The organism is Bacillus sp. FSL R5-0709, from assembly GCF_038004785.1.
Classification (GTDB): Bacteria; Bacillota; Bacilli; order Bacillales; family Bacillaceae_G; genus Bacillus_A; species Bacillus_A mycoides.
The window spans coordinates 3,408,695-3,433,892 of sequence record NZ_JBBORT010000001.1 but is presented as its reverse complement, the minus strand read 5'-3'; the positions used below and the strand labels follow the sequence as shown (position 1 = coordinate 3,433,892).

The window sequence follows — 25,198 nt, the reverse complement described above, 5'->3', positions numbered from 1 at the left end:
AAATGCATCTAACGTGTTTTTTTATTATTTATGTTCCTTATATTCATGTGCTTTTTCTTTTATATTACCAACCGTATCTTTAGCAGTGCCTTTCATTTTATCCCATTTTCCCTCGGCTTGTAATTTTTTATTGTCCGTTACTTTCCCGACAACTTCCTTTACTTCACCCTTTACCTTATCAATAGCACCTTCTACTTTTTCTTTTAAACCATGATCATGTTTAGTCATACATTTCTCCTCCTTGTAGTTTGAGTAGAATTCTCTTTTCATATTGCAAGTTGAATGATGTATCTAGTAATAGCGTAACAAATTTAGTTTGAATATTCAAATGAATAACAGGATAGAAAGGTAATTGTCATAAAATGTATACATTCGTAATGGAAAGAAAAAGAAAGTTAATTATATGTCTTTCGCAGTCCATATTGATTTTGTATAAGCAATTTTCATATGGGCACGTTCCATATTATTTTGACTGCCGCTACCGAATCTTGCTTGTCCAACTATTAAATTGCAATTGGATGCAAGAGCGGTCTCAATTCGTTTTTGAATTAATGCGGTATGGCAACCTTTACGTTGAAATTCTGGCAAAGTAGCAGAAGCAGCTAATGAAGAAACACCTTTATTTATATAAAGTACCCCTATACTAGCAGGAGTGTTTTGAACTTCGGCTATGAAAAAATGCCATCCTGGTTTATTGTAAAGAATTTCATTATTTTGACGAACGCCATTTTTTGTAAAGGATGGCATGTTAAATCCACGTACATATATGTCTGCAAAAATATCAAATTCATTTTCTTTTAGTTGGCGTACTGAAATGTTAGAAGGCAGCAGCGATGAGTCTTCTCTTGGTAAACTATATAAAGCGGTATGGAAGCTAGATTGATAAAAACCTTTTTGAGATAAGTATTGAAATAATTCAGTTGTACCTTGAGCCGGTGTAATTTCAAAACGGCAAGGGATTTGTAGTGATTGATAATAAGCGATGATTTCATCTATCTCATCTGTATTTGTAAATATAATGCCCTTTACTGTATTAAAAGCAGGACCAGCAATTATTTTTGATGAAAAGGCAGTGGCACTCTCGAACTTTTTCATTTGTACTTGCATTGGATTTCCGCTTATTTCTTGTAGTGCCTCTAATCTAGAAGAAAGCATATGTATTTCTGCGTTCTCAATTTCTTGTGCTGTATTGACTGTCATAATTGTACTCATACGATTCCTCCGTCAATAAATATATTTCATAGTACATATACGATGTTTGTTCTGAGATTCCTGTTGAAATGTAAGAGAATAAGAAGGTTTTTGGAAGGTAAATGGAAGTGAACTGTCGAAGGGAGTAGAAACAGATTAAAGGTGGTGCTCTCATGAAACAGGAAGACGTGCAGACATGCTCTCATTGCGGTTCTCAAAACATAGGAGAAGGTGAGTTTATCGGTTATGCACAGATACGGAAAAAGGAAACGATGTTCACATCTTCACCAGTGGATGCTTATATTTGTACAGATTGCGGGAATATCCTTTCATTAAAGGTACGGAATTATGAAAAGTTTAAGCAGAAGCCGCTATGATTGTTAAGAAGTGGTAATATAAAACGTCGTATACGAAAGATCTTACATTAAGTTAATTTAATATAAGTGACATTTTACATATATATGAGTACGCCTTAAAAAAAGAGATAAAAACATATACTGTATGAGATGCTCATCATTCATTACATGAAACAGAAAAATATATAGAAGAAAAAGTAGTCATCTTAGAATGGTTCATAACGAAAACTCCTTTAAATGAATAAAGGAGTTTTTTTATTTTTTATAACAATAATTCCCTTTAATTGTTATAATTGGTCATTTAGAGTAATTATTTTATTAACGCCATAATTATAGAAGAAAAACAGCTAAATCGTATACAAAATCGCTATATAACACAATCGCAACTGTAAGTTGACAAAGTGCAACCACAGGAAGATAGAGATAAGAGCAATGTTGACCTACAATTTAATTAAGAAAACAAAGGGGGACACACATATGGAATTTGGTGAGAAGCTTTTTAAATTAAGAAAGGAAAAAGGCCTTTCTCAAGAAGCGTTAGCTGAGAAATTAAACACAACAAGACAAGCGGTTAGCAAATGGGAAAATGGTCAAGGTTTTCCTGAAACCGAAAAACTAATAATGATTGGAAATGTATTTGAAGTATCTCTTGATTACTTATTAAAAGAAACTGCTGAGCAAAGTAATGAAAAGGAAAATGGTTATTATGTAAGTAAGGAAATGGCGGAAGGGTATATAGTGTATGGGCAAAAAATTTCTAAATATATCGCATTAGGATTTAGCTTGCTTATTTTATCTACAATACCGTATTTATTATTTAAAGAAAATGCAACAATGTCTACATTCCTTGTCATTATCATTGCTGTCCTTGGAATTGGAGCAATGATGGTACCTGTAACTATAGAAGAGAGTCGATACAATGTATTAAAAAAAGAAGAATTACTATTTGATCCAAACTTTTTAAAAGAATTGACAAAAAGATATGCGACTATTAAAAAGAAGTATGCTGCAGTAGTAATTGTTGGACTTTGTTTCATAGCAGCAGGAGCGATACCATTTTTATTTGAGAAAAAACGAATTACTTCAGGAGAGCTCGTGCAGTATTATCCTTATTGTGTTGTACTTATTGCTATCGGGTTTTATCTTTTTGTTCGTGTTTTAGGAGTGTTAGAGACGTATCGGATTTTAGTAGAAAATAAAGAATATAGTAATCGTGTCATTTTTAAATTAAAAAAGAAAGTAAGAAAAAAGGTAGATAGTTTTTAAATAGGAGAGAACCATGTTTTGTATCGTATGTATTCAAAACATGGTTTTTATTTATTAGAATTATTTCCAAAGAAATAATTCAGAAAATACAGATAAATATCGTAATTATTTGTAGAAGTCTGTTATAATATACAGAAATGAAAACGCTTTAAAGGGGGATATAACCAATATGATGATGAATGTACCGCTAACAATTAGTTCTATGATGGAAAGAGCAGAAAAACTGTTTTCAAAGAAAGAAATTATTTCACGGACACATGACACAGTTACGACATTAACGTATAAGCAGTTAGGTGAAAGGACGAGAAGGCTTTCTAGTGCGTTAAAAAAATTAGGAATTAAAGAAGGCGAGCGTATAGGAACGTTAGCGTGGAATCATCATCGACATGTGGAAGCGTATTTTGCTATTCCTGGTATTGCTTCCGTTTTACACACAATTAATATTCGTTTATCTCCTCAACATATTTCATACATTATTCAGCACGCAGAAGATCGAATTCTACTTATAGATGAAGATCTCGTACCACTTGTTGAAAATATTCAATCACAATTATCAACTGTACAAGCCTACATTATTATGACTGATAAAGATGAACTTCCCAATACTACGCTAGAACCTGTATATCATTATGAAAAGCTATTAGAAGAAGGCGATCCAACTTTCCAATTTGTAAAAGATATTGATGAAAATACACCTGCTGGTATGTGTTATACGTCAGCGACTACAGGAAACCCAAAAGGTGTTGTATATACGCATCGTAGTACTGTATTGCATTGTATGGCACTCGGTTTAGCGGATACAGCTGCTTTATCGGAAAGTGATGCGGCTATGGCAATTGTACCGATGTTCCATGTGAATGCTTGGGGGCTTCCTTTTGCAGCTACTTGGTTTGGAACTAAACAAGTTCTGCCAGGACCAATGTTTACTCCGAAAATTTTATTAGAGATGATTCAAACTGAAAAAGTAACGATAGCAGCAGGTGTGCCGACAATTTGGCTCGGTGTATTACAAGAGTTAGAAAATAATAGTTACGATTTATCTAGTATAACGAGAATATTATGCGGTGGTGCAGCTGCACCGAAAAGCGTTATTAAAGCATTTGAGCAAAAATATAATGTTCCTTTCGTACATGCATATGGTATGACTGAAACAAGCCCACTCGTAACACTTGCACGTTTAAAAAGTTATGAAACAGAATTATCATATGAAGAGCAATTAGAAATCCGCTCAAAACAAGGATATCTTGTCCCTGGTGTAGAGATGAAAGTAGTCGGTACAAACGGTGAAGTGAAGTGGGATGGTACTGAGATGGGAGAGTTATGTTTACGAGCACCTTGGATCGCTGAAAGCTATTATAACGATGATCGTACTGTCGAAGGATTCCGAGACGGTTGGTTATATACTGGTGATGTTGTTACAGTTGATGAGGAAGGCTGCGTGAAAATTGTTGATCGTACGAAGGATGTTATTAAAAGCGGGGGAGAATGGATTTCTTCAGTGGATCTTGAAAATGCTTTAATGGCACATGATGCTATATTTGAAGCGGCTGTCGTTGCAATTCCTCATCCGCAGTGGCAAGAACGCCCAGTTGCCTGCGTTGTTCAAAAGAAAAATAGTACGGTTACGAAAGAAGAAATATATGAGTTTTTAAAACCGCAGTTTGCGAAGTGGTGGTTACCAGATGATATTGTATTTATGGAAGAAATACCGAAAACATCTGTTGGGAAGTTTTTAAAACAGGCACTTCGAAAAGAACTTGAGCATTTGCATAAAGAGAAATAATTGAATTTATATTTGTAAACCAATATTAAAAACGAGTTGACAAAAAGCTAGTGAAAAGATAATATAACTCCTATAATATGTTACCTAAAAAACATTTTAAGTTTACAAATAGGAGAAGCAAATATGAATACAAAAAACTTAGTTTTCGTCGCTTTATTTAGTTCTATTATGGGAGTGTTAGGATTAATACCCCCAATTGCTCTTGCTATTACACCAGTTCCGATTACATTACAATCACTCGGTGTTATGCTTGCTGGTGGATTGTTAGGATCACGTCTTGGTGCGTTAAGTCAGCTTATTTTCTTACTTATAGTTGGAGTTGGAGCACCATTACTTGCTGGTGGACGCGGTGGTCCAGGCGTATTTGTTGGGCCAAGTGCAGGATATTTACTTGGTTATATCGTTGGAGCGTTTGTCATTGGTTATTTAATTGAGCGTTTACGTGAAGTTTCTATAATAAAGGTATTATGTATTAATATAATTGGTGGTATTTTCGTAGTTTATGTATTTGGTATCATTGTCCAAGCTTTCGTAATGGATATTTCCGTATGGGAAACGATGAAAGTAAGTGTCGCATTTTTACCAGGTGATTGCATAAAGGCGACTATAGCAGCGATTCTTGTGACAAGATTACATCGCTCATTGAAACATATTATTACGCCTGCTTTGAAGAATAAAAAAATTACAAATGCAGGGTAAGAAAAAGGAGAAACACGTTACTTGCGTGTTTCTTTTTATTATTTTGTAAAGAAAGGACGTCTCATATGGGGATTACAAAAGAATATAAAAAGTATGCCTCTTTACAACCAAATAAAATAGCGATTAAAGAAAATGATAGAGTATTAACATATAAAGAATGGTTTGAGTCAGTGTGTAAAGTAGCAAACTGGTTGAATGAAAAAGAATCGCAGAATAAAACGATAGCAATTTTATTAGAGAATAGTATGGAATTTTTACAACTATTTGCGGGTTCCGCTATGGCTGGATGGGTTTGTGTGCCACTAGATATAAAATGGAAACGAGATGAACTTAAAGAAAGAATAGCGATTAGTAAACCGGATATTATTGTGGCGGAGCAGTATAGGCTTAGTGATATATCGTGCGAAGAAGGAAGGATTATTGAGATTGAAGAATGGAAAGAAATGATTGAGAACTATCTTCCTGCATATCATTCTGTAGAAAATGTACAAAACGCTCCTTTTTATATGGGATTTACATCAGGATCGACTGGAAAAGAAAAAGCGTTTTTACGTGCTCAACAGTCGTGGGTACATAGTTTTGATTGTAATGTACATGACTTTCATATGAAAAAGGAAAATTCTATTTTAATAGCTGGGACGCTTGTTCATTCTCTTTTCTTATACGGGGCAATAAGTGCATTGTTTTTAGGGCAAACGGTACACATAATGAGAAAGTTTGTACCAGTTCAAGTGCTATCTAGTATAAGGATAGAGAATATTTCTGTAATGTATACAGTTCCTACAATGCTTGAGTCTTTGTATAAAGAAAATAAAGTAATTGAAAGTGAAATGAAAATTATTTCGTCAGGAGCCAAATGGGAAGCTGAAGCAAAAGAGAAGATGAAGAATGTGTTTCCTTATGCAAAAAGATATGAGTTTTATGGTGCGTCTGAGCTAAGCTTTGTAACGGCATTGGTTGATGAAGAGAGTGAAAGAAAACCGAATTCAGTAGGGAAACCTTGTCATAATGTACAAGTTCGAATATGTAATGAAGCAGGAGAAGAAGTACAGACAGGTGAGATAGGAACTGTGTATGTGAAAAGTGATCAATTCTTTATGGGCTATGTATCGGATGGAGCTATAATCCCGCAATTGTCCGAAAGTGGCTGGATGACAGTGCAGGATGTGGGCTACCAAGATGAAGAAGGCTTTATATATATTGTTGGTAGAGAGAAGAATATGATTTTATTTGGAGGAATCAATATTTTCCCAGAAGAAATAGAAAGGGTATTACAGACACATCCAGCTGTTGAAGAAATAGTTGTGGTTGGTGTAGAAGATAGTTACTGGGGTGAAAAGCCTGTCGCTATCGTAAAAGGAAGTGCTACAAAGCAACAATTAAAAAGTTTTTGCTTACAACGATTATCATCTTTTAAAATACCGAAAGAATGGTACTTTGTTGATGAAATACCTTATACAAATAGCGGGAAAATAGCTCGCAATGCAGCAAAAAGTATGATTGAAAACCGGGAGAAGATATATGAATAGGGCGGTTATTGTAGAAGCGAAAAGAACACCTATTGGTAAAAAAAACGGGATGTTGAAAGATTATGAAGTTCAGCAATTAGCAGCACCACTTCTTACGTTTTTAAGTAAAGGAATTGAGAGAGAAATAGACGATGTTATATTAGGGAATGTTGTTGGACCGGGAGGTAATGTTGCAAGATTATCTGCTTTAGAAGCTGGGCTTGGTTATCATATACCTGGTGTAACGATTGACCGGCAATGCGGAGCTGGATTGGAAGCAATTCGTACTGCGTGTCATTTTATTCAAGGGGATGCAGGTAATTGTTATATTGCTGGGGGCGTAGAGAGTACAAGTACGTCACCTTTTCAAAATAGAGCGCGGTTTTCACCTGAAACAATTGGGGATCCAGATATGGGATTGGCGGCTGAGTATGTTGCAGGGCAATATAACATAACAAAAGAGATACAAGATGAATATGCTTGTCTTAGCTATAAAAGAACGCTGCAAGCATTAGAAAAAGGATATATACAAGAAGAGATATTACCTCATTATTTTAATGGATTATTAGATGAATCTATAAAGCGGGAAATGAATTATGAAAGAATGATTAAGAGAACGAAACCTGTATTTTTACAAAATGGAACGGTAACAGCAGGTAATTCGTGCGGTGTAAATGATGGAGCATGTGCTGTTCTTGTAATGGAAGAGGGGCAAGCACAGAAATTAGGGTACAAGCCAGTTCTTCGTTTCGTTCGTAGTGCTGTAGTTGGCGTGGATCCAAATCTTCCAGGGACTGGTCCGATATTTGCGGTGAACAAATTATTAAACGAAATGAATATGAAAGTAGAGGACATCGATTATTTTGAAATAAATGAAGCATTTGCTTCAAAAATTGTTGCTTGTGCAAAGGAGTTACAAATTCCTTTTGAAAAATTAAATGTAAATGGTGGAGCAATTGCGCTCGGTCATCCGTACGGTGCATCTGGAGCTATGCTTGTGACACGTTTGTTTTATCAAGCACAAAGAGAGCATATGAAATATGGAATTACGACGTTAGGAATTGGTGGTGGAATAGGGCTTGCGCTATTATTTGAGAAAGTAGAAAACTAGAAAGGGACTAGTTTTCTACTTTTTGAGGAACATAAGCATTACTACCAGGTTTTGCTTTTATTTCATTCCAAGCAGCGATAGCATCAGCTTTTGATTTCCCTTTGTTATTTGGATCTTCGAAAAAGTCGCGAGTGAAACGATTGTATTCAAACTGCGCGCTGATAGTTGTTTTGTATGTAGGATCTTTTTTTCGTTCGTTTTCTTCATACCAAAACGTTATCGCGTCTTCATATGTTTTTCCAACATTCTCTTTAAAAAATTTTTGAAGAGCTACTGTAAAGCGGAAGTTTGCTCCGATTTTTTCTTTGAAAAAAGCACGAACATCTTCGCTACAGCGGTGATTGTTAGTAATAATCGTTTGAAGAGAAAGTTCTTTATAAGAGAGGGAAGCTTTACTCACCTTTTGACTAGAGCTGTTTTTTAATATTTTACCAGTATGTAAATAATGTGAGATACGCTCGGTTATTTCAATCTTAGAGCCACTAGCTGACAAACCATGCTCACGACAAAATGTTTGCAGTTCTGCTTTTAACCAATAAAAGTTTTGGAAATCTTCAAGTGATATAGACTTTGTTAAAGGTGGACGCATAGATGTAACAACTTCTTTCTTCCATAATTTTCTTTAATTATAAAACATATGTTCTTTTTGTGGAAGGATTAATTTGTAAATATAACGGGAAGAGGAGATTACATATGGAAAGTGTAATGCAAGTTCGTGTTACGGGAATTTTAATTGAAGATGAAAAAGTATTGCTAGTAAAGCAAAAAGTTGCTAATCGCAATTGGTCTTTACCTGGGGGAAGGGTAGAGAATGGTGAAACGTTAGAAGAAGCGATGATTCGAGAAATGAGAGAAGAAACAGGATTAGAAGTTAAAATTAAGAAGCTACTCTATGTTTGTGATAAACCAGATGCTAGTCCATCTTTATTACATATTACGTTTCTGCTTGAAAGGATTGAAGGTGAAATTACGTTACCTTCTAATGAATTTGATCTTAATCCAATTCATGATGTACAAATGGTAGTGATTAAAGACTTAAGTCATTATGGTTTTTCGGAAACTTTTATAACTCTTATAAGTGAAGGTTTTGCAAGTGCAGGGAGTTATCAAGGCTTGAAACAAAATATAGGCCTGTAAATAATTGAAGGATAGCCGTTAGCTACCCTTCATAAACATGTTTTACACTGCTGACTGTAAAGAAGAAACAAGTTGATTTAAAAACTCATCTCTACTCATAATTGCTTTCCCACCGCCACGAGCACTCTTTTTATTTCCTCCGCCTTTTCCTTCAATAGAAGGGAGGGCATCTTTTAAAAGAGCATTCATATCGAGTGTCACTGCTTTACCACAAGCAAGAATACATTGTAATTTGTCCTCATTTTCAATAACGAAGTATGTAATTGCGTGTTCTTGTTGTTCTGTAATAATGGCAGCTAGTTTTGCGACTTCTTGCATAGAGCGATTTGTAAATGCTCGAGAGATAAGTGTTCCAGCATGTATTTCTTCCGATTGTTGTAATAGTTCATTTGCTTCTACAAATAATAGTTTTTCATTCATTGCTTGTATTGCCTTTTCGTTTTCTTTTTGAGAGGTAAGAAGTTGTGCTACTTTTGCTGGAATATCAGTTTCGCTACTGTTCAATTGCTTAGAAACATCGGTTAATATTTGTTGATGTTGTCCCATTAATTTAAGAGAACGCCAACCAGCTATAAATGTTAAGCGTATACCACCTTTATTGCGCTCCCATCCTAGTACTTGAATAGGACCTACTTCACCAGTGTGTTTCGGATGCGTTCCGCCACAGCCGTTGTAATCATAATTTGCGATAATAACAACGCGTATATTTTCTGTCATAGTTGGTTCTTTGCGAAGGGGTAATGCTTTGGCCTCTTCTAAGTTCATCCATTTAATACGAATAGGGTGGTTTTCAAAAACAATTTGATTAGCAATTTGTGCGGCCTTCTCAACAGTTTCTGTAGAAAGATTGGCAGTTTCTAAATCAATGGTTATAGTTTCTTTTCCAAGATGGAACCCGATCGTCGGTATGTTAAAGTGATCCCAAAAAGCAGCGGATAAAATGTGCTGAGCCGTATGTTGTTGCATATGGTCAAAACGGCGCTCCCAATCTATTTTACCCTCTACTTCTTCTGTATGTAATTGTTCTATTATGAAATGACGAATTTCTCCATTTACTTCTTCAACGTTACTTACCGGAATACCATTTAAAGTTCCAGTGTCATGTGGTTGTCCGCCGCCTGTTGGATAAAATGCAGTTTCATTTAAGACAACATATAAGTTTCCTTCTGTATCATGCTCTTGTTTTATAACTTTAGTAGTAAAGTCTTTCTTATAAGCGTCGATGTAATATAATTTTTTCTCCAATTTTCTTTCCCCTTTCGTGTTAGCTAGTTTCATTGTAAAGCAATTGAAATTAGTTTCCTAATATTTCAGAAGAAAGAAACTTTTTTTAGAATTTTCTTGCTATAATAAGAAGAAAATGCGGGGGGGAATGAAAATGCCATATGAAAACGGCGTAGATAAGTTGCTTAGTTTAAGCAGAAATATTTCCGAATTATATCGAGAATTAAATGAGATGACCCGGATTTTAACGGATTGTAATCGAGAAAGTGTGAAATTTGATCGGTTATATGTAAAGGAGTTACTTTGGAAAAAAGAAGATGTCATAGAGAAGTATGAACAATTACTCGTCCAGCTTTGTATTAATGAATGCTTTGATTTAAAAAGTGTAATTACTGGCGAATATAAGTATACATATGAAGAAGTAGAAAGCATTGTTTTAGAATTTAATGAAAAGTATAATGTAGCTATTTTGATTAAAGATGTTTGTAAAGAACTACAGTTTACATACGGAATTGATATGGAAATAACGAGAACAGCTCGGGTATAAACATCTCAAGTATAGAAAAAGGAAAAAGAAAGCAGATCCTTTGCTTTCTTTTTTTATGTAAGAAAAGGGAGAGTAGGTTTAAAGATGAAGGGGAAGTTACAAAATATTCATCCACTTGGAATGAGTATCATTATAGGGACATTATTTGCTAGGTTTGCAACTTCAATGAGCATTCCTTTTTTAGCGATTTATTTAACGACTGTTAAAGACGTATCGGCTGGAATGACCGGTGCTATCATTGGAACGAGTGCGCTTGTTGGAGTGTTAGCTAGTTTTATTGGAGGCAATTTATCGGATCGATTTGGTCGAAAGATGATTATAATATGGTCCATGATTGTTTGGGTGTTTGTATTTATAGGATTTTCAGTTGCAGATCATGTTTTGAGTTTCTTTCTATTAAACGCTTTGAATGGATTATGTCGTTCTTTTTTTGAACCGACATCAAGAGCTTTATTATCAGATTTAACGAAACCAGAGTATCGTTTACTCGTATATAATTTGCGTTACGGTGCAATAAATGTTGGAGTAGCGATGGGTCCACTTGTTGGATTACAGATTGGAAGTGCAAAATCAACGATTCCTTTTTTAGTAGCCGCTGGAGTGTACATTTTATATACAGTTATATTAGCGTTTCAATTTAAGAAATATCCACTTGATAATAAGAAAGTAACTACAGAAAATCCGGTCACAATGTTAAGTGCGGTTCGGATTTTGCGAAAAGACATAGTATTTTTAGTTGCTTTAGTCGGAATCATTTTGAGTAATAGTGGTTTTTCACATTTAACGACGACACTATCTCAATATTTTGCAAACGCACATATATTTCAAGATGGAGTAAAGTTGTTCTCATATATGCTAACTTTAAATGCGGTTACAGTAGTAGTTATTCAATACCCTGTTATTCAAATGTGTAAAAAGTATACGCCGTTAGCATCTATTATGGTTGGAACGTTATTTGTGAGCGGGGGATTGTTTGGATTTGGACTAGTAGAATCTATGTTAGGGGCTGCTATATGTACAATTATTTTTACATTCGGAGAAGTATTAATGTTTTCAATGACAGATGTATTTATTGATGAGATAGCTGTTTCGCATTTGAAAGGGACATATTTTGGAGCTATGGGCTTTTCGGGAATTGGAGTAGTAATTGGTCCTTGGTTTGGCGGGATACTTCTCGATCATTATGGATATCAAAATGGCTTTATTGTATTTTTTATATTAGCTGTTTTTTCAACCACTGCATTTCCAGTCCTATTAGTTACAAAAAGCTTAATGAAAAAAAGATATATTAGAAATTCTAAAATAGAAATACATGCGAAATAACATAAGCCCCAGCAAACTAAAAGGTTGCTGGGGCTTATGTTTGTATTTATATTAATCGTTAATTCGAAAAAAGACTTTCTCTTCATGCGTGTTGGCAACTTCATTTTTGGAAATATGAATGGCTAAATATCCATTCTCTAAGCAGGCTAGCATCTTCTTATAAATAATATTAGCAGGTAAAGGAATTATCCGCTGTAAAGAATTATTTTTATGAAGTATGCAAATGTTTAGGCCTGTCTCCATCTTTTTAATGAGTACATCTTGTTCAGTTACATTTAGTACATCTGTTTCCAAAATGTATTCTTGTTCTGTTTCACAAAGGTCAATATGAATTTGATTTGGAAAACTAAAGTTACTATAAGAATCGGAACAAAATTGATCCATCCATTCTTCGAAACCATCAACATGAAAAAGACAATCCTTCTTTTTCTTGCCCATGAAAGACACCCTCCGTAAAATCTCAATTCATACTATGTTATGCATGAATGAAATAGAGGTGAAGAACAAATAGAAAAATATAAACATTTTATGTGAAAGATACAGTGTGTGTGAATACTTTTGCTTTACATATCATGATGTGCATGATTTTTTTGACGTGAATGATTACGGTTTTTAACTTTATGAGATCCACTTAAAGGCTCGGGCTGTCCAGAAGATTGCCCTTTTTTCTCGTTTTGACGATTAGATTGATTCTTGTTTTTACCCATTGTATTTTACACCTCCTCTCCCTATTTAGAATGAGAGAAGTTTGCGAATTTATACGAGAATGTTTTTTGAGAAATGGGTAAAGATAAGTAGGACTAACTCATATAGGAAGGGGAAAGTGTTATGCCATATCATAAAGATAAGCAACAGGCTTTTCAGGCCGCGCAGCAAGGGGTTGTTCAAGCGGAAAATATATTCAATAATATTGTGAAAAATGACCCGAATTACGGCCATGATTTAAAAGAGTTACGCCAAGAAGTACAAGAGGCGTACGAACAGATTCAAAATGCACTTGAAGTAGCATCAGAAACGCAGCGTCCACAACTTGAGCAATATGAAAGTAATCTCCAAAATATTATGCGAAATGTAGATCAAATAGAAAAGTGAAAAAGGTTGTTGTGAATTCAACAACCTCATTACTTTTAGTGCTACTATGCTGAAACGAAAAATTATTCTATCAATTTTTTCTTTAATTTGTGCAGTACATATATTTCAAGTGGACAAAGTGGAAGCTAAAATGTTGTTAAGAAAAGAGCTAGAGCCAACTGGCTATGTAACATGGGAAGTGCCAAATAATGAAAAAATTATCGCAATTACATTTGATGATGGACCGGACCCAACTTATACACCGCAAGTATTAGAGTTATTACGTCAATATAAAGCGGAAGCGACTTTTTTTATGATTGGCTTTCGAGTTCAGCGTAATCCGTACTTAGTAAAGCAAGTGTTGAAAGAAGGGCATGAAATCGGAAATCATACGATGAATCATTTGTATGCGAGTAATTCATCAGATGAAAAATTAGAACATGATATTTTAAATGGAAAGAAATATTTTGAAAAATGGGTGAAAGAACCTTTATTGTTCCGTCCGCCAGGTGGATATATTAATGATGCTGTATTTACTACGGCAAAAAAAGCTGGGTATCAAATTGTTCTATGGTCATGGCATCAAGACCCTCGTGATTGGGCGAATCCGGGTACAGAATCCATAGTAAATCATGTTGTGAAAAATGCTAAAAGTGGAGATATTGTACTGTTGCACGATGGAGGAAGTGATCGTAGTCAAACAGTGGCGGCATTAGCAAAAATTTTACCTGAACTGAAAAAGCAGGGTTATCGATTTGTAACAGTTTCGGAGTTGTTACGTTATAAACATTAGAGAAAATCCCAAAAGGTATACCTTTTGGGATTTTTCGTTACTGATTCTTTTTTCGTTTCTTATTATTTTGTCGCTCTGCCGGAGTTAAAGGTTCATTTGCGAACTCTTCATTATAGCCAGTTCCTTGCCCTTGGGCGGATGCAGCATTCATTCCTGAAATAATATGATTGGCTTTTCTTTTACCCATTTTTCTCACCTCTATAATGTTTTTTATAGACGAACCATGAGTCGTTCATAGCATATATGAACGTAAAGTAAAACACTGAAAGAGTGCTTTACTTTATAGTAATAGTATTAATAAAGAGCATGGACACTATTCAAATTTAGAAAGATAAAGAAAACTTATGATAATCCATAAGTTTCTTATTATTTACTTATTTAGAAAGTTGTAATAAGATATTATCGTAAGGTATTGAAAAGTTTGTCTACATTTTATATTCAGACAAATTAGTCACGTTTAACAGGGGGGAAACATAATGGTCAAACATAATCCATTTCAATCACGTGCAACTTTTGAACTAGATGGAAAGACGTATCATTATTATCAATTGAAAGCGCTTGAAAACGCAGGGGTTGGCAACGTATCTCAATTACCATATTCCGTGAAAGTTTTACTTGAATCTGTACTTCGTCAAGTAGACGGACGCGTAATTACAGAAGAACATGTTACAAATTTAGCGAAATGGGGAACGAAAGATGTTCAAGATATCGATGTTCCGTTTAAACCATCTCGCGTAATCTTACAAGACTTCACAGGTGTTCCAGCTGTTGTAGATTTGGCTTCGCTTCGTAAAGCAATGGCAGATATGGGCGGAGATCCTGATAAAATTAATCCAGAAATTACTGTAGACCTTGTAATTGACCACTCTGTACAGGTTGATAGAGCGGGTACAGCGGACTCGCTTGCATTCAACATGGACTTAGAGTTTAAACGTAATGAAGAACGTTATAAATTTTTAAGCTGGGCACAGAAATCATTTGATAACTACCGTGCAGTTCCACCAGCAACAGGTATTGTACACCAAGTAAATCTTGAATATTTAGCACCGGTTGTTCATGCGGTGAAAAATGCTGAAGGTGACTTAGTTGCATACCCAGATTCATTAGTTGGAACTGACTCACATACAACAATGATTAATGGTATTGGTGTTCTTGGATGGGGCGTTGGTGGTATTGAAGCAGAAGCAGGAATGCTTGGACAGCCTTCATATTTCCCAGTACCTGAAGTAATCGGTGTGAAATTAACTGGTACACTTCCAAGTGGTACAACAGCAACTGACGTTGCATTAAAAGTAACACAAGTGTTACGTCAAAAAGGTGTAGTTGGTAAATTTGTTGAGTTCTTCGGTAATGGACTAAAGAGCATGCCTTTAGCTGACCGTGCAACAATTTCAAATATGGCACCAGAATACGGTGCAACTTGTGGATTCTTCCCAATCGACGATATTTCATTAGAATACTTACGTTTAACAGGTAGAGATGAAGAGCAAATTCGCGTTGTTGAAGAATATTGTAAAGCAAATGGCTTATTCTATACAGCAGACAGTAAAGATCCAATTTATACTGATCTTGTTGAAATTGATTTAAATACAATCGAATCTAATCTTTCTGGACCGAAACGTCCGCAAGATTTAATCCCACTTTCAAATATGAAAGAGGAGTTCCATAAAGCTGTTGTAGCACCAGTTGGAACACAAGGGCTTGGATTCAATGAGCAAGAGTTTGATAAAGAAGTGAAAGTTATATTGAAAGATCAAGAAGTAACGATGAAAACAGGTGGAATTGCAATCGCTGCAATTACAAGCTGTACAAATACGTCAAATCCGTACGTGTTAATTGGAGCAGGGTTAGTTGCGAAGAAAGCAATTGAAAAAGGACTTAAAGTACCTGGTTACGTAAAAACATCGTTAGCACCAGGATCTAAAGTTGTTACAGAGTACTTAGATAAGTCTGGTTTAACAACGTATTTAGATCAATTAGGTTTCCAAACAGTTGGTTACGGCTGTACGACTTGTATCGGTAACTCTGGTCCATTAGCAGAGGAATTAGAAGAAGCAATCGCAGCAAATGATTTATTAGTAACATCTGTTTTATCTGGTAACCGTAACTTTGAAGGTCGTATTCACCCACTTGTAAAGGCAAACTACTTAGCATCACCACCACTTGTTGTGGCATATGCACTTGCAGGTACTGTTGATATTGACCTGAAAAATGATGAAATCGGTAAAGATGTAAATGGTAATGCTGTTTACTTTAATGATATTTGGCCATCAGCTAAAGAAATTGAAGATGTAGTTCAAAGTGTTGTTACATCTGAATTGTTCAAAAAAGAATATGCACAAGTATTTAACAGCAATGAGCGCTGGAATGAAATCCAAACTTCAAATGAAGCTTTATATACTTGGGATAATGATTCAACATACATTCAAAACCCACCGTTCTTCGAAGGATTATCTAAAGAGCCAGGTGAAGTTGAAACGTTATCAGGTTTACGCATAGTTGGTAAATTTGGTGATTCTGTAACGACAGACCACATTTCACCAGCAGGTTCAATTGGTAAGCACACGCCAGCTGGACGTTATTTACTAGAAAACGGCGTACAACCAGTCGACTTTAACTCTTACGGTTCTCGTCGTGGTAACCATGAAGTTATGATGCGTGGTACATTTGCAAACATCCGTATTAAAAACCAAATCGCACCAGGAACAGAAGGCGGATATACAACATATTGGCCAACTGGTGAAGTAACATCTATCTATGATGCTGCGATGAAATATAAAGAAGATGGCACAGGCCTTCTAGTTGTTGCTGGTAAAGACTACGGTATGGGAAGTTCTCGTGACTGGGCTGCGAAAGGTACAAACTTATTAGGTATTAAAGCAGTAATCGCAGAAAGCTTCGAGCGTATTCACCGCAGTAACTTAGTATTAATGGGCGTATTACCATTACAATTTAAAGATGGCGACAGTGCTGAAACATTAGGTCTTGTTGGTGACGAGTCATTTGAAATTCAAATTGACAAAACGGTTAGACCACGCGATCTTGTAAAAGTAGTTGCAATCGATGCAGAAGGAAAAGAGAAGCAATTTGAAGTAGTAGCTCGTTTCGATAGTGAAGTTGAAATTGACTACTACCGTCACGGTGGTATCTTGCAAATGGTTCTTCGTTCGAAAATCGAAGAGTCTAAAGTGTCAAACTAAATAATTGAAATGAATGATAAGGAAGCTAACATTTGTTAGCTTCCTTACTTTATGTACAGAGGGAAAGGGATGAAACCATTTGGTTTCATCCCTTTCCTTTTATTATGCAAAATTGGGGGAATGACAATGAATGAGTATAGAAGAATAATGTTGCCGCTGTTGCAAGAAAAGCTATTGCTAATTAGTGCGATTTGTAGCGGAATAGTAGCTGCCATTTTAAATTTATCCCGTCCGCTATTTATGGGGCTAATTGTAGATAACATTATTCAGCGGGAGTTAAAAGGTACGTATGTATATATTGCTTTGTTTGCGGGGAGTCGATTTTTGATGTGGGTGAACAATCTGTTATTTGATTATGTAAGCTCAAAAGTAAGTCAGCGAATATTACGAGAGAAGCGTATAGATGTATTACGTCATTTTTTCTTATTACCGTTTGAAGAAAGTGAGAAGGTAAAACAAGGGGAGTTAGAAACATTAGTCGTTTCTAATATTCCGAATTGGGTAAGGTTATATGGATCTATATTAATAGAATACATCCACGCCATTGCACAATTTATTGGTGCGTTCATAGCTCTACAACATATCGATGTACAGTTCATATGGTGGATAACCCCGTTTTTATTTTTAAGTGCAATTGTTCCAATGCTTATGGGGGGGAAAGTAAGAAATATTGCAAGTATTGCTCAAAAAAATCAATCAAGTGTTGTAGAGATGATGTCACAGTTTGTAAAAGGTATACAAGATTTACGTAGCTTACAAAAAGAAAAATGGGCAATTCATTTGTTTAAAGGAGTGACGGCACAATCTTATAAAACAGAAGTAAGGAAGACGATGATACAACATTGTATTGGGATAGTTGGAACGGTAATAGAAACAGGAGCATATATAGTTGTTCTTATTATAGGAGCAAAAAAAATAATAAAAGGGGATATGGAAGTCGGTTCGCTTGTGGCGGTATTAGCTACAATTGAGATGTTATTTTTTCCTGTTCGTTATGCAAGTGATTTATTAATGATGACACAAGTTGCTATTGCTTCGGCAAATCGAGTTTTTTGTTTTTTAAATATAGGAGCTGAATACAGAAATGTAGAGAAAGCGATGGGAATGAGATTAACAAATGTTTCATTTCAAGAGAACGTCGAAGAGAGATGTAGAATTAAAAATATTCATTTGCAAATTAATCCTGGTGAACTCGTCATTATTGTAGGAGAAAGTGGTGCAGGAAAAACAACGCTTTTAAAATTAATAACGGGTGTGTATAAACCATCTAACGGTAGCATTGTTTATTATGGTAATGGGGCTCGTATGACTACAGTGTGGCAAGAACCTAGTTTCTTTCGGACGACAATAAAAGAGAATATGTATTTCGGTGAAGAGTATTTAGAAAACCAGTTAGCAAAAAATATTGAACTTGTAAATGTGAAGCCGATTATTAGGGATTTACCTGAAGGGATTCAAACTGTACTACATAAAAGCGGTGAAGAGTTTTCGGGAGGAGAGAGAAAACGTCTTGCGTTATTGCGAGCGATTGTATCAAATCCGAATCTTATTATTTTAGATGAACCGACTGCGGGATTAGATCCGAGCAATCAAGAAGTGGTTTGGAATATGCTTAAAGGGCTAGGGGGGAATGTAACGAGAATTGTGACGACACATGATGTAGAGAATGCGATGATAGCGGATCGGGTGGTTGTTATGAATAATGGGAGTATTGTGGAATGCGGGGATCCTAGAGAATTATTAACGTGTAAGTCATTGTTTAAAGAGATGCTAATAAAAAGATGCTAATAAAAAGATAAGAGCTATATAGCGCTCTTATCTTTATTCACTCTTATTAAGTTGATACGTATAAGACTCAGTATCGTTAGTGCTAAACTCTTTGACTAGAGTAAGTTGATTTGTATCCGGATTATACTTGAAAATCTTGACTATACGTTCGCTACTTAGTGATGGATTATATTCTTGAATAGCAAATGTATTTTCAGCAATCTGTGTCATATTACTGGTGGAAATATTTTCTATGGAATCATGATTTGTAGAAATTTCAACGACTCGTTCACCGTTGAAAAATAAAAGAACGATTACTAAAATAACTAAACATATGCGTATATAGCGAAGTTCTTTACTAATAGGGTGTTCTCCCAAAACAATCATCCTTTCTGTAACTATTGTATAGTAGTGGTGGTAGTCATCGTGAAGAAACTAAGAATACCGAGACCAGCTAAAAGGATAAATGAGATTAAAGCGATATAGAGACAAATACGTCCCACTTGCTTTTTTTCAGGATCTTTACTGAAGAGCGAGATGATCCAAGTGATAATCCCGATTGGTGAAAATATAAAACTAAGAATATATAATAGTATTTTTTAAAATAAATTCATAAAAATCCCCCTTTTTGAAAGCTCTACATGTGCAGTTTTCTTCGTATTAGCGCTGCTGTTATGTAGGAAAGTACAGAATAAACAGCACTATAAACAATCCAAGCGTCTAAGTTTTGTAAAGCTAGGTGTATATTAAATTTAGAGACGATAATGAAAAATATAAGTGGAACAGTAAAAGAAATAATAATTGCAGCCCATTTGAATTTGTATAGTAAGGTGCTAAAAAAAATACATAGTAATGGTAAAGTGAAAAAAACAAAAGTGAAAGGGTTGATAAGTAATTGTAAAATACATATCACCTCGCAAGTTTTGTATTTATTTCTAATTATATGATAAAAAGGGAAATATTTCATCTGGACTATAAATATTCTAACTATTTCGACTGTGAATATTTCCAAGCTTGTCCGTATAAGCTAAAATAAGGTATATAGTATTTTGGTGATTATGTAATAAGAAGATAAACACGTAAGGGTGATATAATATGTGGCGGAAGCTTACCATTATTGTAGTGTTACTTTGTTTAGCGGGATATGCAGCTTATGAACAGTTTGGTAAAGAGGATCAAGTAATGCAAGAAAAGCCTGCCAAAAGTGAAGCTGCTATGAAAGAGATTTTCGCAAGGAACGGTATTGAAATTGGAAAGAGCGCACCAGATTTTGAATTAGCAAAGATAGATGGAACGAATGTAAAGTTATCCAATTTAAAAGGAAAGAAAGTTATTTTAAACTTTTGGGCAACGTGGTGTGGGCCTTGTCAGCAAGAAATGCCTGATATGGAGGCCTTTTATAAAGAACATAAAGAAAACGTAGAAATTTTAGCTATAAACTATACTCCTTCAGAAAAAGGAGGGGGAGAAGAAAAGGTAAGGAACTTCGCTAAAGAAAAAGGAATTACTTTTCCTATTTTATTGGACAAGAACATTGATGTGACAACAGCGTATAAAGTAATTACCATTCCAACTTCTTATTTTATTGATACAGAAGGTGTCATTCAAGATAAGTTCATTGGACCGATGACGCAAAAAGAGATGGAGAAACGGATTGCTAAATTAAAATAACGGTGAAAAGGTAGAGGTGGAAAGTTACCATTTCTGCCTTTTCTTTTTCACGTAGTGATAGCAGCATGTTATGATAAAAGAAATATAAACGTTTAGAGGTAAAGGAGTGTTTGGAGTGGGGAATATATCCTTACCGTTAGATTATGTTGTAATTGATTTTGAAACAACAGGATTTAACCCTTATAATGATAAAATTATTCAAGTCGCAGCAGTGAAATATCATAATCATGAACTAGTAGATCAATTTGTTTCCTATGTGAATCCAGAGCGTTCAATTCCGGACCGAATAACGAGTTTAACAGGTATTACAAATTATCGTGTTTCAGATGCACCGACGATTGAAGAAGTATTACCTTTATTTTTAGCATTTTTACATACAAATGTTATTGTCGCTCATAATGCATCTTTTGATATGCGTTTTTTAAAAAGTAATGTAAATATGCTTGGACTACCTGAGCCTAAAAATAACGTTATTGATACTGTGTTTTTAGCGAAAAAATATATGAAGCATGCGCCTAATCATAAACTTGAAACGTTAAAACGAATGCTTGGAATTCGATTAAGTTCTCATAATGCATTTGACGACTGTATTACGTGTGCGGCTGTTTATCAAAAATGTGCAGCGGTTGAAGAAGAAGGAAAAAGAAAAGCGAATAAGGAAGTACTTGATGAAACAGCGGTATTTGAAGCAGTAAAAGAAATGCTTGTACGAAATAAACGTGATATTGAGTGGATTCGTTGTATGAATGTTGGGAGTTATTTAGATATAAAAGCCTTTTACCCAATTATAAGGTTAAAGGTCAAAGGGCGAAAGAAATATGTGTTAACAGAAAAAATGGAAGACGATGTAAGAGAAATTTGTACGAGCTTAACACACGAGGCAGCATTGAAAAGTGAGATTGGCAACACGAGAATTATGATTGACAGTGTAGAGGACATTTTGAAGCTAGAGAGCTACATTGTAGCAGAATACGATTCTGTATTACGAGCGCTGGATGAATATAGAGCAAATAAAGTAAATGCGGATGAAGAAATTAAAAAATATTTAAATACGATGGTGTAAAAAATCCCATGTGCAATATATGCGCATGGGATTTTTTATCAAAACATAAAATTTTCTTACAAATCTGATTAAAGAGTTTTTCATTTGCTCATACTATGTAATAAGAAAGCGTAGAAGAAAGGGTGAGCAACATGAGAAGAAGTCGCCGTAGATCGTTTGAAGAACTTGTAAATGAAAATAAACAACAATTATTAAGCGATCGTGATGCAATGGATCGAATTGAAAAACGAATTGAAAAACGTTATGAAATGAAACTTTTTAAGCAGGCTGAATAATTCTTAACACTAGTACGATACTAGTGTTAAGGAGGCGATAGTAATGGGTAATCCGAAAAAGAATTCAAAAGACTTTGCACCAAATCAAATTGGAACACAATCGAAAAAAGCTGGTGGCAACAAAGGAAAGCAAATGCAAGACCAAACTGGCAAACAACCAATTGTTGATAACGGTTAAAAAAAGGAGAATGTCATCATTCTCCTTTTTGTGTGTTTGGATAATATTATAAAAATATTTAAAAAGCTGACTTTCGTCAGCCTTTTTTCGTAATTGTAAAGTTTTCAACGAGTAAACGCCAATTTTGTGGGAATGGTAGACCGATCTTCCAGTAACTAATACCGCCAATGCCTTGTTCTTTCATTAAATTGAATTTACTTTGAATAGACCTCGAATCTTCAAACCAAACCTCGTGTTGTACGCCGTTTTCATCAAAGTAATTAAAATGTGGAGCTTGGGCTGTGAAATCATAGCGGATAGGAACATTGTATTTACGAGCAAGTGCAACAGCTGCGACAGAGCTAACTGCTTTTGCGGGTGGATTCCCTTGTTTGAAAGGAAGTTTCCAATCAAATCCATATAAATTTTGCCCCATCATAATTTTTTGTGGGGGCATTTGAGATTTTGCATATTGAAGTACTTCTTTTACAGGACCAATAGGGGAAATTGCCATCGGTGGTCCACCTTGCCAACCCCAGTCGTATGTCATAATGACGACGAAATCAACAATTTGTCCTTGTGCTTTATAATCGTGAGCCTCAAAAAATTTCCCTTTTTGATTTGAGCTCGTTTTCGGTACAAGTGTTGTACTTAATGTGTATCCGCTAGGTAAGCGTGTTTTCACATTTCGTAAAAAACGATTATACGCTTCGCGATCTTCAGGTGCCACACTCTCGAAATCGAAATGAATGTCTCGCATGCCATATTTTTCAGCTGTTTGCAAAATGTTAGTAATAAACTTGTTTTGAATTGTTGCATCGCGTAAAATAACCGAGGTCAGATCGGCACTGAAATTTCCATTTTCAATATTTGTAATAACGAGCATAGGGATGGTGTTACCTTGCGTTGCAATATTAGCGATTTTCGCTGTTTCCGTCGGTTCTTTTAAAGTGCCGTCTCTTTTTGCTTCAAAGCTGAAGTAGGCTAAATATGTTAAAAATGGATTAATAGCACGTGTAGCATTTACTAAACTTTCTTTTATCGGTATTGTTGAAGGCTGTAAATAAGCAATGGATTCTACTGCTCGTTTTGTTCCTTTCGGTATATATAATTGCTGTCCGACATGGAGAATAGATTTTAATGAAAGGTTATTAACTTTAGCTAAACTGGCGAGAGGGACGTTATACGTTTGAGAAATTCGATAAAGGCTGTCACCTGGCTGTACATAATAATTATTGCCTTTTGTATTAACGATAAGTGCCTGACCAACAACGAGTGTTTCAGCTGGATTTAGTCCATTGTCTTTTACAATTTCTTCAGGTGTAGATCCGTACTTTGATGCTAAACCATAAACACTATCACCGCTACGAACAGTTACAATTTGGATCATGTGCTTGCCCCTTTCGGTAAAAGATTCACTGTTTTTATTTTATTTTTGATTCCTCTGTATTATGATTAAATGTATGCAAGGTAGCAGAAGTGAAAGAAGGCGAATAGAAATGTTTGTAGCAGAACATGAAGTTGAAATCCGCTATGCGGAAACAGACCAGATGGGTGTTGTTTACCATTCAAACTATTTAGTGTGGCTAGAACTTGGGCGCACTAAACTTATACAAGAATTAGGATTTTCATATGTTGAAATGGAGAAAGAGGGAATTATTTCTCCTGTATTAGACTTGCAAATTTCATATCGTAAAGCGATGCGTTACGGAGAAAAAGCTATTGTGAAAACGTGGGTTGATACTGTGAGCCCGCTCCGCGTTGTATATGGATATGAAATTTATAATGGTGATGGCGAACTTTGTATTACTGCAAGCACGACGAATATTTGTGCGAAAAAAGAAGGGTTCCGCCCTGTATCATTTAAAAAATTATATCCTGAGTGGTATGCGAAATATGAGGAAATTAAAAAGAAATAAAGTGAAACTTTAATCAGTGGGGGTCTTACTACCCGCAAATAGCGGGATAAAAAAAGCGTGGCAGAAGCCACGCTTTTTTATTTTTCATAATTAAATTGAGGGAAATCATCACCGTCGTTAAGTGTAACTAATAAATTATGTCCATCGAAGAACCACTCATCATCGCCTTCAATAAAGAAGTTAATACCTTCTTCTTGAGTTTGAACAGCAGGGTGCGCAGGGTCATCTTTACGAATACCTAAAGAAAGTCCTTTTTGCACAGTACTGCAACCGCCGTATTGTACGAAAAGGCGTATTGTTTCACCCGATTGTAAGTTTAATTCGTTTTTATACCATTGTGCTGCTTCTTTTGTTACGGAAAGATTCATGTATAGTTCCTCCAAATTATGTTGCTTTTTCTTTTAGTATAAAAAATAACGCAAAAAGACGCTATTAATATGCTTCACGTTTTCTTTTTGCGTTATGTGGGTTACGATCTTATTTTTGCTTTTTTGAAAAGTTTGCTTTTGGTTCAGTTTTATTTATAATTCGTCCGATATTTGCACGGTGTTTATAAATAACCATACCTGCTAATAAACACATCGCAATAATGAAGATTTTATCCCCGCTAACAATGGATGCAATAACAGCAACGACAGCTGTTATCATAGAAGAAAGTGATACGTATCTTGTTGTAAATAAAAGGCTGAAAAAGACAACAGCTAATATTGCAAAAACAACTGGTGAATAGCATAATAGCACCCCAGCAGAAGTTGCAACTGCTTTCCCCCCGCGGAATTTTGCGAAGATCGGATAGACATGTCCAAGAACAGCGGCTAATCCAAACCATAGTGGGTGAATATCTGACCCGAAAATAATCGGTAGACCTGTTGCTAATGTACCTTTTAAAATGTCAGCAATTGTTACGATAAAACCTGCTTTTTTCCCTAATGTACGGAATGTATTTGTTCCGCCTAGATTACCGCTTCCATGCTCACGAATGTCGATTCCATAACCAATTTTTCCAACGACTAATGCAAATGGAATCGAACCGAGTAGATAGGCAACGATAAATAAAAGATATGTAATAACCATGAGTTCAGTCTCCTTTATACAAATGTGTTGATAAAGGGTAAAAAGAGTTTTTCCCACTTATTG

The 25,198-nt window shown here is 35.3% G+C and carries 30 protein-coding genes; 18 read left to right on the top strand and 12 right to left on the bottom strand.

The window, feature by feature from the left end:
• Positions 1-24: 24 nt before the first annotated feature.
• Both MKX37_RS17490 and MKX37_RS17485 read right to left on the bottom strand, forming a co-directional pair.
• A complete protein-coding gene (locus MKX37_RS17490; RefSeq protein ID WP_016120632.1) occupies positions 25-228 on the bottom strand; it encodes a CsbD family protein in 204 nt (67 codons plus the stop codon).
• Between the two features lie 171 nt (positions 229-399).
• Positions 400-1,212: a GNAT family N-acetyltransferase gene (locus MKX37_RS17485; protein ID WP_078422180.1), complete on the bottom strand. Its 813-nt coding sequence runs from the start codon at positions 1,210-1,212 to the stop codon at positions 400-402.
• Between the two features lie 152 nt (positions 1,213-1,364).
• Between MKX37_RS17485 and MKX37_RS17480 the strand changes: the two genes are divergently transcribed.
• The 6 genes from MKX37_RS17480 to MKX37_RS17450 all read left to right on the top strand — a co-directional run bounded on the left by MKX37_RS17480 (position 1,365) and on the right by MKX37_RS17450 (position 7,914).
• Positions 1,365-1,568 (top strand): hypothetical protein, encoded by a 204-nt coding sequence (locus tag MKX37_RS17480; RefSeq protein ID WP_002185166.1) that lies wholly within the window; start codon positions 1,365-1,367, stop codon positions 1,566-1,568.
• A 456-nt stretch (positions 1,569-2,024) separates the two neighbouring features.
• On the top strand, positions 2,025-2,813 hold the full coding sequence (locus MKX37_RS17470; RefSeq protein ID WP_002185167.1) for a helix-turn-helix domain-containing protein: 789 nt from the start codon (positions 2,025-2,027) through the stop codon (positions 2,811-2,813).
• 169 nt (positions 2,814-2,982) lie between these two features.
• Positions 2,983-4,596 (top strand): long-chain fatty acid--CoA ligase, encoded by a 1,614-nt coding sequence (locus tag MKX37_RS17465; protein ID WP_078422178.1) that lies wholly within the window; start codon positions 2,983-2,985, stop codon positions 4,594-4,596.
• Between the two features lie 123 nt (positions 4,597-4,719).
• Positions 4,720-5,295 (top strand): biotin transporter BioY, encoded by a 576-nt coding sequence (locus tag MKX37_RS17460; RefSeq protein WP_002014265.1) that lies wholly within the window; start codon positions 4,720-4,722, stop codon positions 5,293-5,295.
• 65 nt (positions 5,296-5,360) lie between these two features.
• Entirely contained in the window at positions 5,361-6,824 is a 1,464-nt protein-coding gene (locus MKX37_RS17455; protein ID WP_078422177.1) for an acyl-CoA synthetase, read from the top strand.
• Positions 6,817-7,914, top strand: coding sequence for an acetyl-CoA C-acyltransferase (locus MKX37_RS17450; RefSeq protein WP_002185170.1), 1,098 nt, complete (start codon positions 6,817-6,819; stop codon positions 7,912-7,914). The genes MKX37_RS17455 and MKX37_RS17450 overlap by 8 nt, the downstream gene beginning before the upstream one ends.
• A gap of 7 nt (positions 7,915-7,921) precedes the next feature.
• Here the strand turns inward: MKX37_RS17450 and MKX37_RS17445 are convergent, their stop codons facing one another.
• Positions 7,922-8,503: a DUF6434 domain-containing protein gene (locus tag MKX37_RS17445; protein ID WP_002128513.1), complete on the bottom strand. Its 582-nt coding sequence runs from the start codon at positions 8,501-8,503 to the stop codon at positions 7,922-7,924.
• Positions 8,504-8,607: 104 nt separating this feature from the next.
• On the opposite strand from MKX37_RS17445, the gene MKX37_RS17440 reads away from it, so the two are divergent.
• A complete protein-coding gene (locus MKX37_RS17440) occupies positions 8,608-9,051 on the top strand; it encodes an NUDIX hydrolase (protein WP_002128512.1) in 444 nt (147 codons plus the stop codon).
• Positions 9,052-9,093: 42 nt separating this feature from the next.
• Here the strand turns inward: MKX37_RS17440 and MKX37_RS17435 are convergent, their stop codons facing one another.
• Positions 9,094-10,296 (bottom strand): alanyl-tRNA editing protein, encoded by a 1,203-nt coding sequence (locus MKX37_RS17435; RefSeq protein ID WP_148312556.1) that lies wholly within the window; start codon positions 10,294-10,296, stop codon positions 9,094-9,096.
• 133 nt (positions 10,297-10,429) lie between these two features.
• Between MKX37_RS17435 and MKX37_RS17430 the strand changes: the two genes are divergently transcribed.
• Both MKX37_RS17430 and MKX37_RS17425 read left to right on the top strand, forming a co-directional pair.
• The gene (locus MKX37_RS17430; RefSeq protein WP_002137716.1) at positions 10,430-10,822 is read left to right on the top strand and encodes a hypothetical protein; all 393 of its coding nucleotides are present in this window, start codon (positions 10,430-10,432) and stop codon (positions 10,820-10,822) included.
• A gap of 84 nt (positions 10,823-10,906) precedes the next feature.
• Entirely contained in the window at positions 10,907-12,145 is a 1,239-nt protein-coding gene (locus MKX37_RS17425) for an MDR family MFS transporter (RefSeq protein WP_002128510.1), read from the top strand.
• A 51-nt stretch (positions 12,146-12,196) separates the two neighbouring features.
• Here the strand turns inward: MKX37_RS17425 and MKX37_RS17420 are convergent, their stop codons facing one another.
• Positions 12,197-12,583, bottom strand: a complete 387-nt coding sequence (locus tag MKX37_RS17420; protein ID WP_002066632.1) for an Hsp20/alpha crystallin family protein — start codon at positions 12,581-12,583, stop codon at positions 12,197-12,199.
• A gap of 125 nt (positions 12,584-12,708) precedes the next feature.
• On the bottom strand, positions 12,709-12,852 hold the full coding sequence (locus MKX37_RS17415) for a small acid-soluble spore protein P (protein ID WP_002128508.1): 144 nt from the start codon (positions 12,850-12,852) through the stop codon (positions 12,709-12,711).
• 121 nt (positions 12,853-12,973) lie between these two features.
• Here MKX37_RS17415 and MKX37_RS17410 point away from each other — a divergent pair, with 121 nt between their 5' ends.
• Positions 12,974-13,237, top strand: a complete 264-nt coding sequence (locus MKX37_RS17410; protein WP_002014282.1) for a hypothetical protein — start codon at positions 12,974-12,976, stop codon at positions 13,235-13,237.
• Positions 13,238-13,283: 46 nt separating this feature from the next.
• Positions 13,284-14,009: a polysaccharide deacetylase family sporulation protein PdaB gene (gene pdaB, locus MKX37_RS17405; RefSeq protein WP_002066634.1), complete on the top strand. Its 726-nt coding sequence runs from the start codon at positions 13,284-13,286 to the stop codon at positions 14,007-14,009.
• Positions 14,010-14,046: 37 nt separating this feature from the next.
• Here pdaB and sspO read toward each other — a convergent pair whose 3' ends face one another.
• The gene (sspO, locus tag MKX37_RS17400; RefSeq protein ID WP_002033549.1) at positions 14,047-14,196 is read right to left on the bottom strand and encodes a small acid-soluble spore protein O; all 150 of its coding nucleotides are present in this window, start codon (positions 14,194-14,196) and stop codon (positions 14,047-14,049) included.
• Between the two features lie 289 nt (positions 14,197-14,485).
• Between sspO and acnA the strand changes: the two genes are divergently transcribed.
• Together acnA and MKX37_RS17390 are read left to right on the top strand one after the other, a co-directional pair.
• Positions 14,486-17,209 carry an aconitate hydratase AcnA gene (gene acnA / locus MKX37_RS17395; RefSeq protein ID WP_078422176.1) on the top strand — a complete coding sequence of 908 codons (2,724 nt, stop codon included), beginning with the start codon at positions 14,486-14,488 and terminating at the stop codon, positions 17,207-17,209.
• A gap of 69 nt (positions 17,210-17,278) precedes the next feature.
• Positions 17,279-18,997 (top strand): ABC transporter ATP-binding protein, encoded by a 1,719-nt coding sequence (locus MKX37_RS17390; protein ID WP_078422175.1) that lies wholly within the window; start codon positions 17,279-17,281, stop codon positions 18,995-18,997.
• A gap of 33 nt (positions 18,998-19,030) precedes the next feature.
• Here the strand turns inward: MKX37_RS17390 and MKX37_RS17385 are convergent, their stop codons facing one another.
• Together MKX37_RS17385 and MKX37_RS17380 are read right to left on the bottom strand one after the other, a co-directional pair.
• Positions 19,031-19,363, bottom strand: coding sequence for a YmzC family protein (locus tag MKX37_RS17385; RefSeq protein ID WP_003190802.1), 333 nt, complete (start codon positions 19,361-19,363; stop codon positions 19,031-19,033).
• Positions 19,364-19,374: 11 nt separating this feature from the next.
• Positions 19,375-19,572: a hypothetical protein gene (locus tag MKX37_RS17380; RefSeq protein WP_235713463.1), complete on the bottom strand. Its 198-nt coding sequence runs from the start codon at positions 19,570-19,572 to the stop codon at positions 19,375-19,377.
• 499 nt (positions 19,573-20,071) lie between these two features.
• On the opposite strand from MKX37_RS17380, the gene MKX37_RS17375 reads away from it, so the two are divergent.
• The 4 genes from MKX37_RS17375 to sspN all read left to right on the top strand — a co-directional run bounded on the left by MKX37_RS17375 (position 20,072) and on the right by sspN (position 22,163).
• Positions 20,072-20,647, top strand: coding sequence for a TlpA family protein disulfide reductase (locus MKX37_RS17375; RefSeq protein WP_002128499.1), 576 nt, complete (start codon positions 20,072-20,074; stop codon positions 20,645-20,647).
• Positions 20,648-20,762: 115 nt separating this feature from the next.
• On the top strand, positions 20,763-21,710 hold the full coding sequence (locus tag MKX37_RS17370) for a 3'-5' exonuclease (RefSeq protein WP_002167838.1): 948 nt from the start codon (positions 20,763-20,765) through the stop codon (positions 21,708-21,710).
• A gap of 131 nt (positions 21,711-21,841) precedes the next feature.
• Entirely contained in the window at positions 21,842-21,985 is a 144-nt protein-coding gene (locus MKX37_RS17365) for an FbpB family small basic protein (RefSeq protein WP_002014298.1), read from the top strand.
• Positions 21,986-22,028: 43 nt separating this feature from the next.
• Positions 22,029-22,163, top strand: coding sequence for an acid-soluble spore protein SspN (sspN, locus tag MKX37_RS17360; RefSeq protein WP_000527988.1), 135 nt, complete (start codon positions 22,029-22,031; stop codon positions 22,161-22,163).
• Between the two features lie 76 nt (positions 22,164-22,239).
• Here sspN and MKX37_RS17355 read toward each other — a convergent pair whose 3' ends face one another.
• Positions 22,240-23,532 carry a glycosyl hydrolase family 18 protein gene (locus MKX37_RS17355; protein WP_002066644.1) on the bottom strand — a complete coding sequence of 431 codons (1,293 nt, stop codon included), beginning with the start codon at positions 23,530-23,532 and terminating at the stop codon, positions 22,240-22,242.
• Between the two features lie 109 nt (positions 23,533-23,641).
• On the opposite strand from MKX37_RS17355, the gene MKX37_RS17350 reads away from it, so the two are divergent.
• Positions 23,642-24,061, top strand: coding sequence for an acyl-CoA thioesterase (locus MKX37_RS17350; RefSeq protein ID WP_002128497.1), 420 nt, complete (start codon positions 23,642-23,644; stop codon positions 24,059-24,061).
• Positions 24,062-24,138: 77 nt separating this feature from the next.
• On the opposite strand, the gene MKX37_RS17345 is transcribed toward MKX37_RS17350, so the two are convergent.
• Both MKX37_RS17345 and plsY read right to left on the bottom strand, forming a co-directional pair.
• Positions 24,139-24,429: a HesB/YadR/YfhF family protein gene (locus tag MKX37_RS17345; RefSeq protein WP_002033558.1), complete on the bottom strand. Its 291-nt coding sequence runs from the start codon at positions 24,427-24,429 to the stop codon at positions 24,139-24,141.
• Between the two features lie 109 nt (positions 24,430-24,538).
• Entirely contained in the window at positions 24,539-25,135 is a 597-nt protein-coding gene (gene plsY, locus MKX37_RS17340; protein WP_002014306.1) for a glycerol-3-phosphate 1-O-acyltransferase PlsY, read from the bottom strand.
• Between the last annotated feature and the right edge of the window lie 63 nt (positions 25,136-25,198).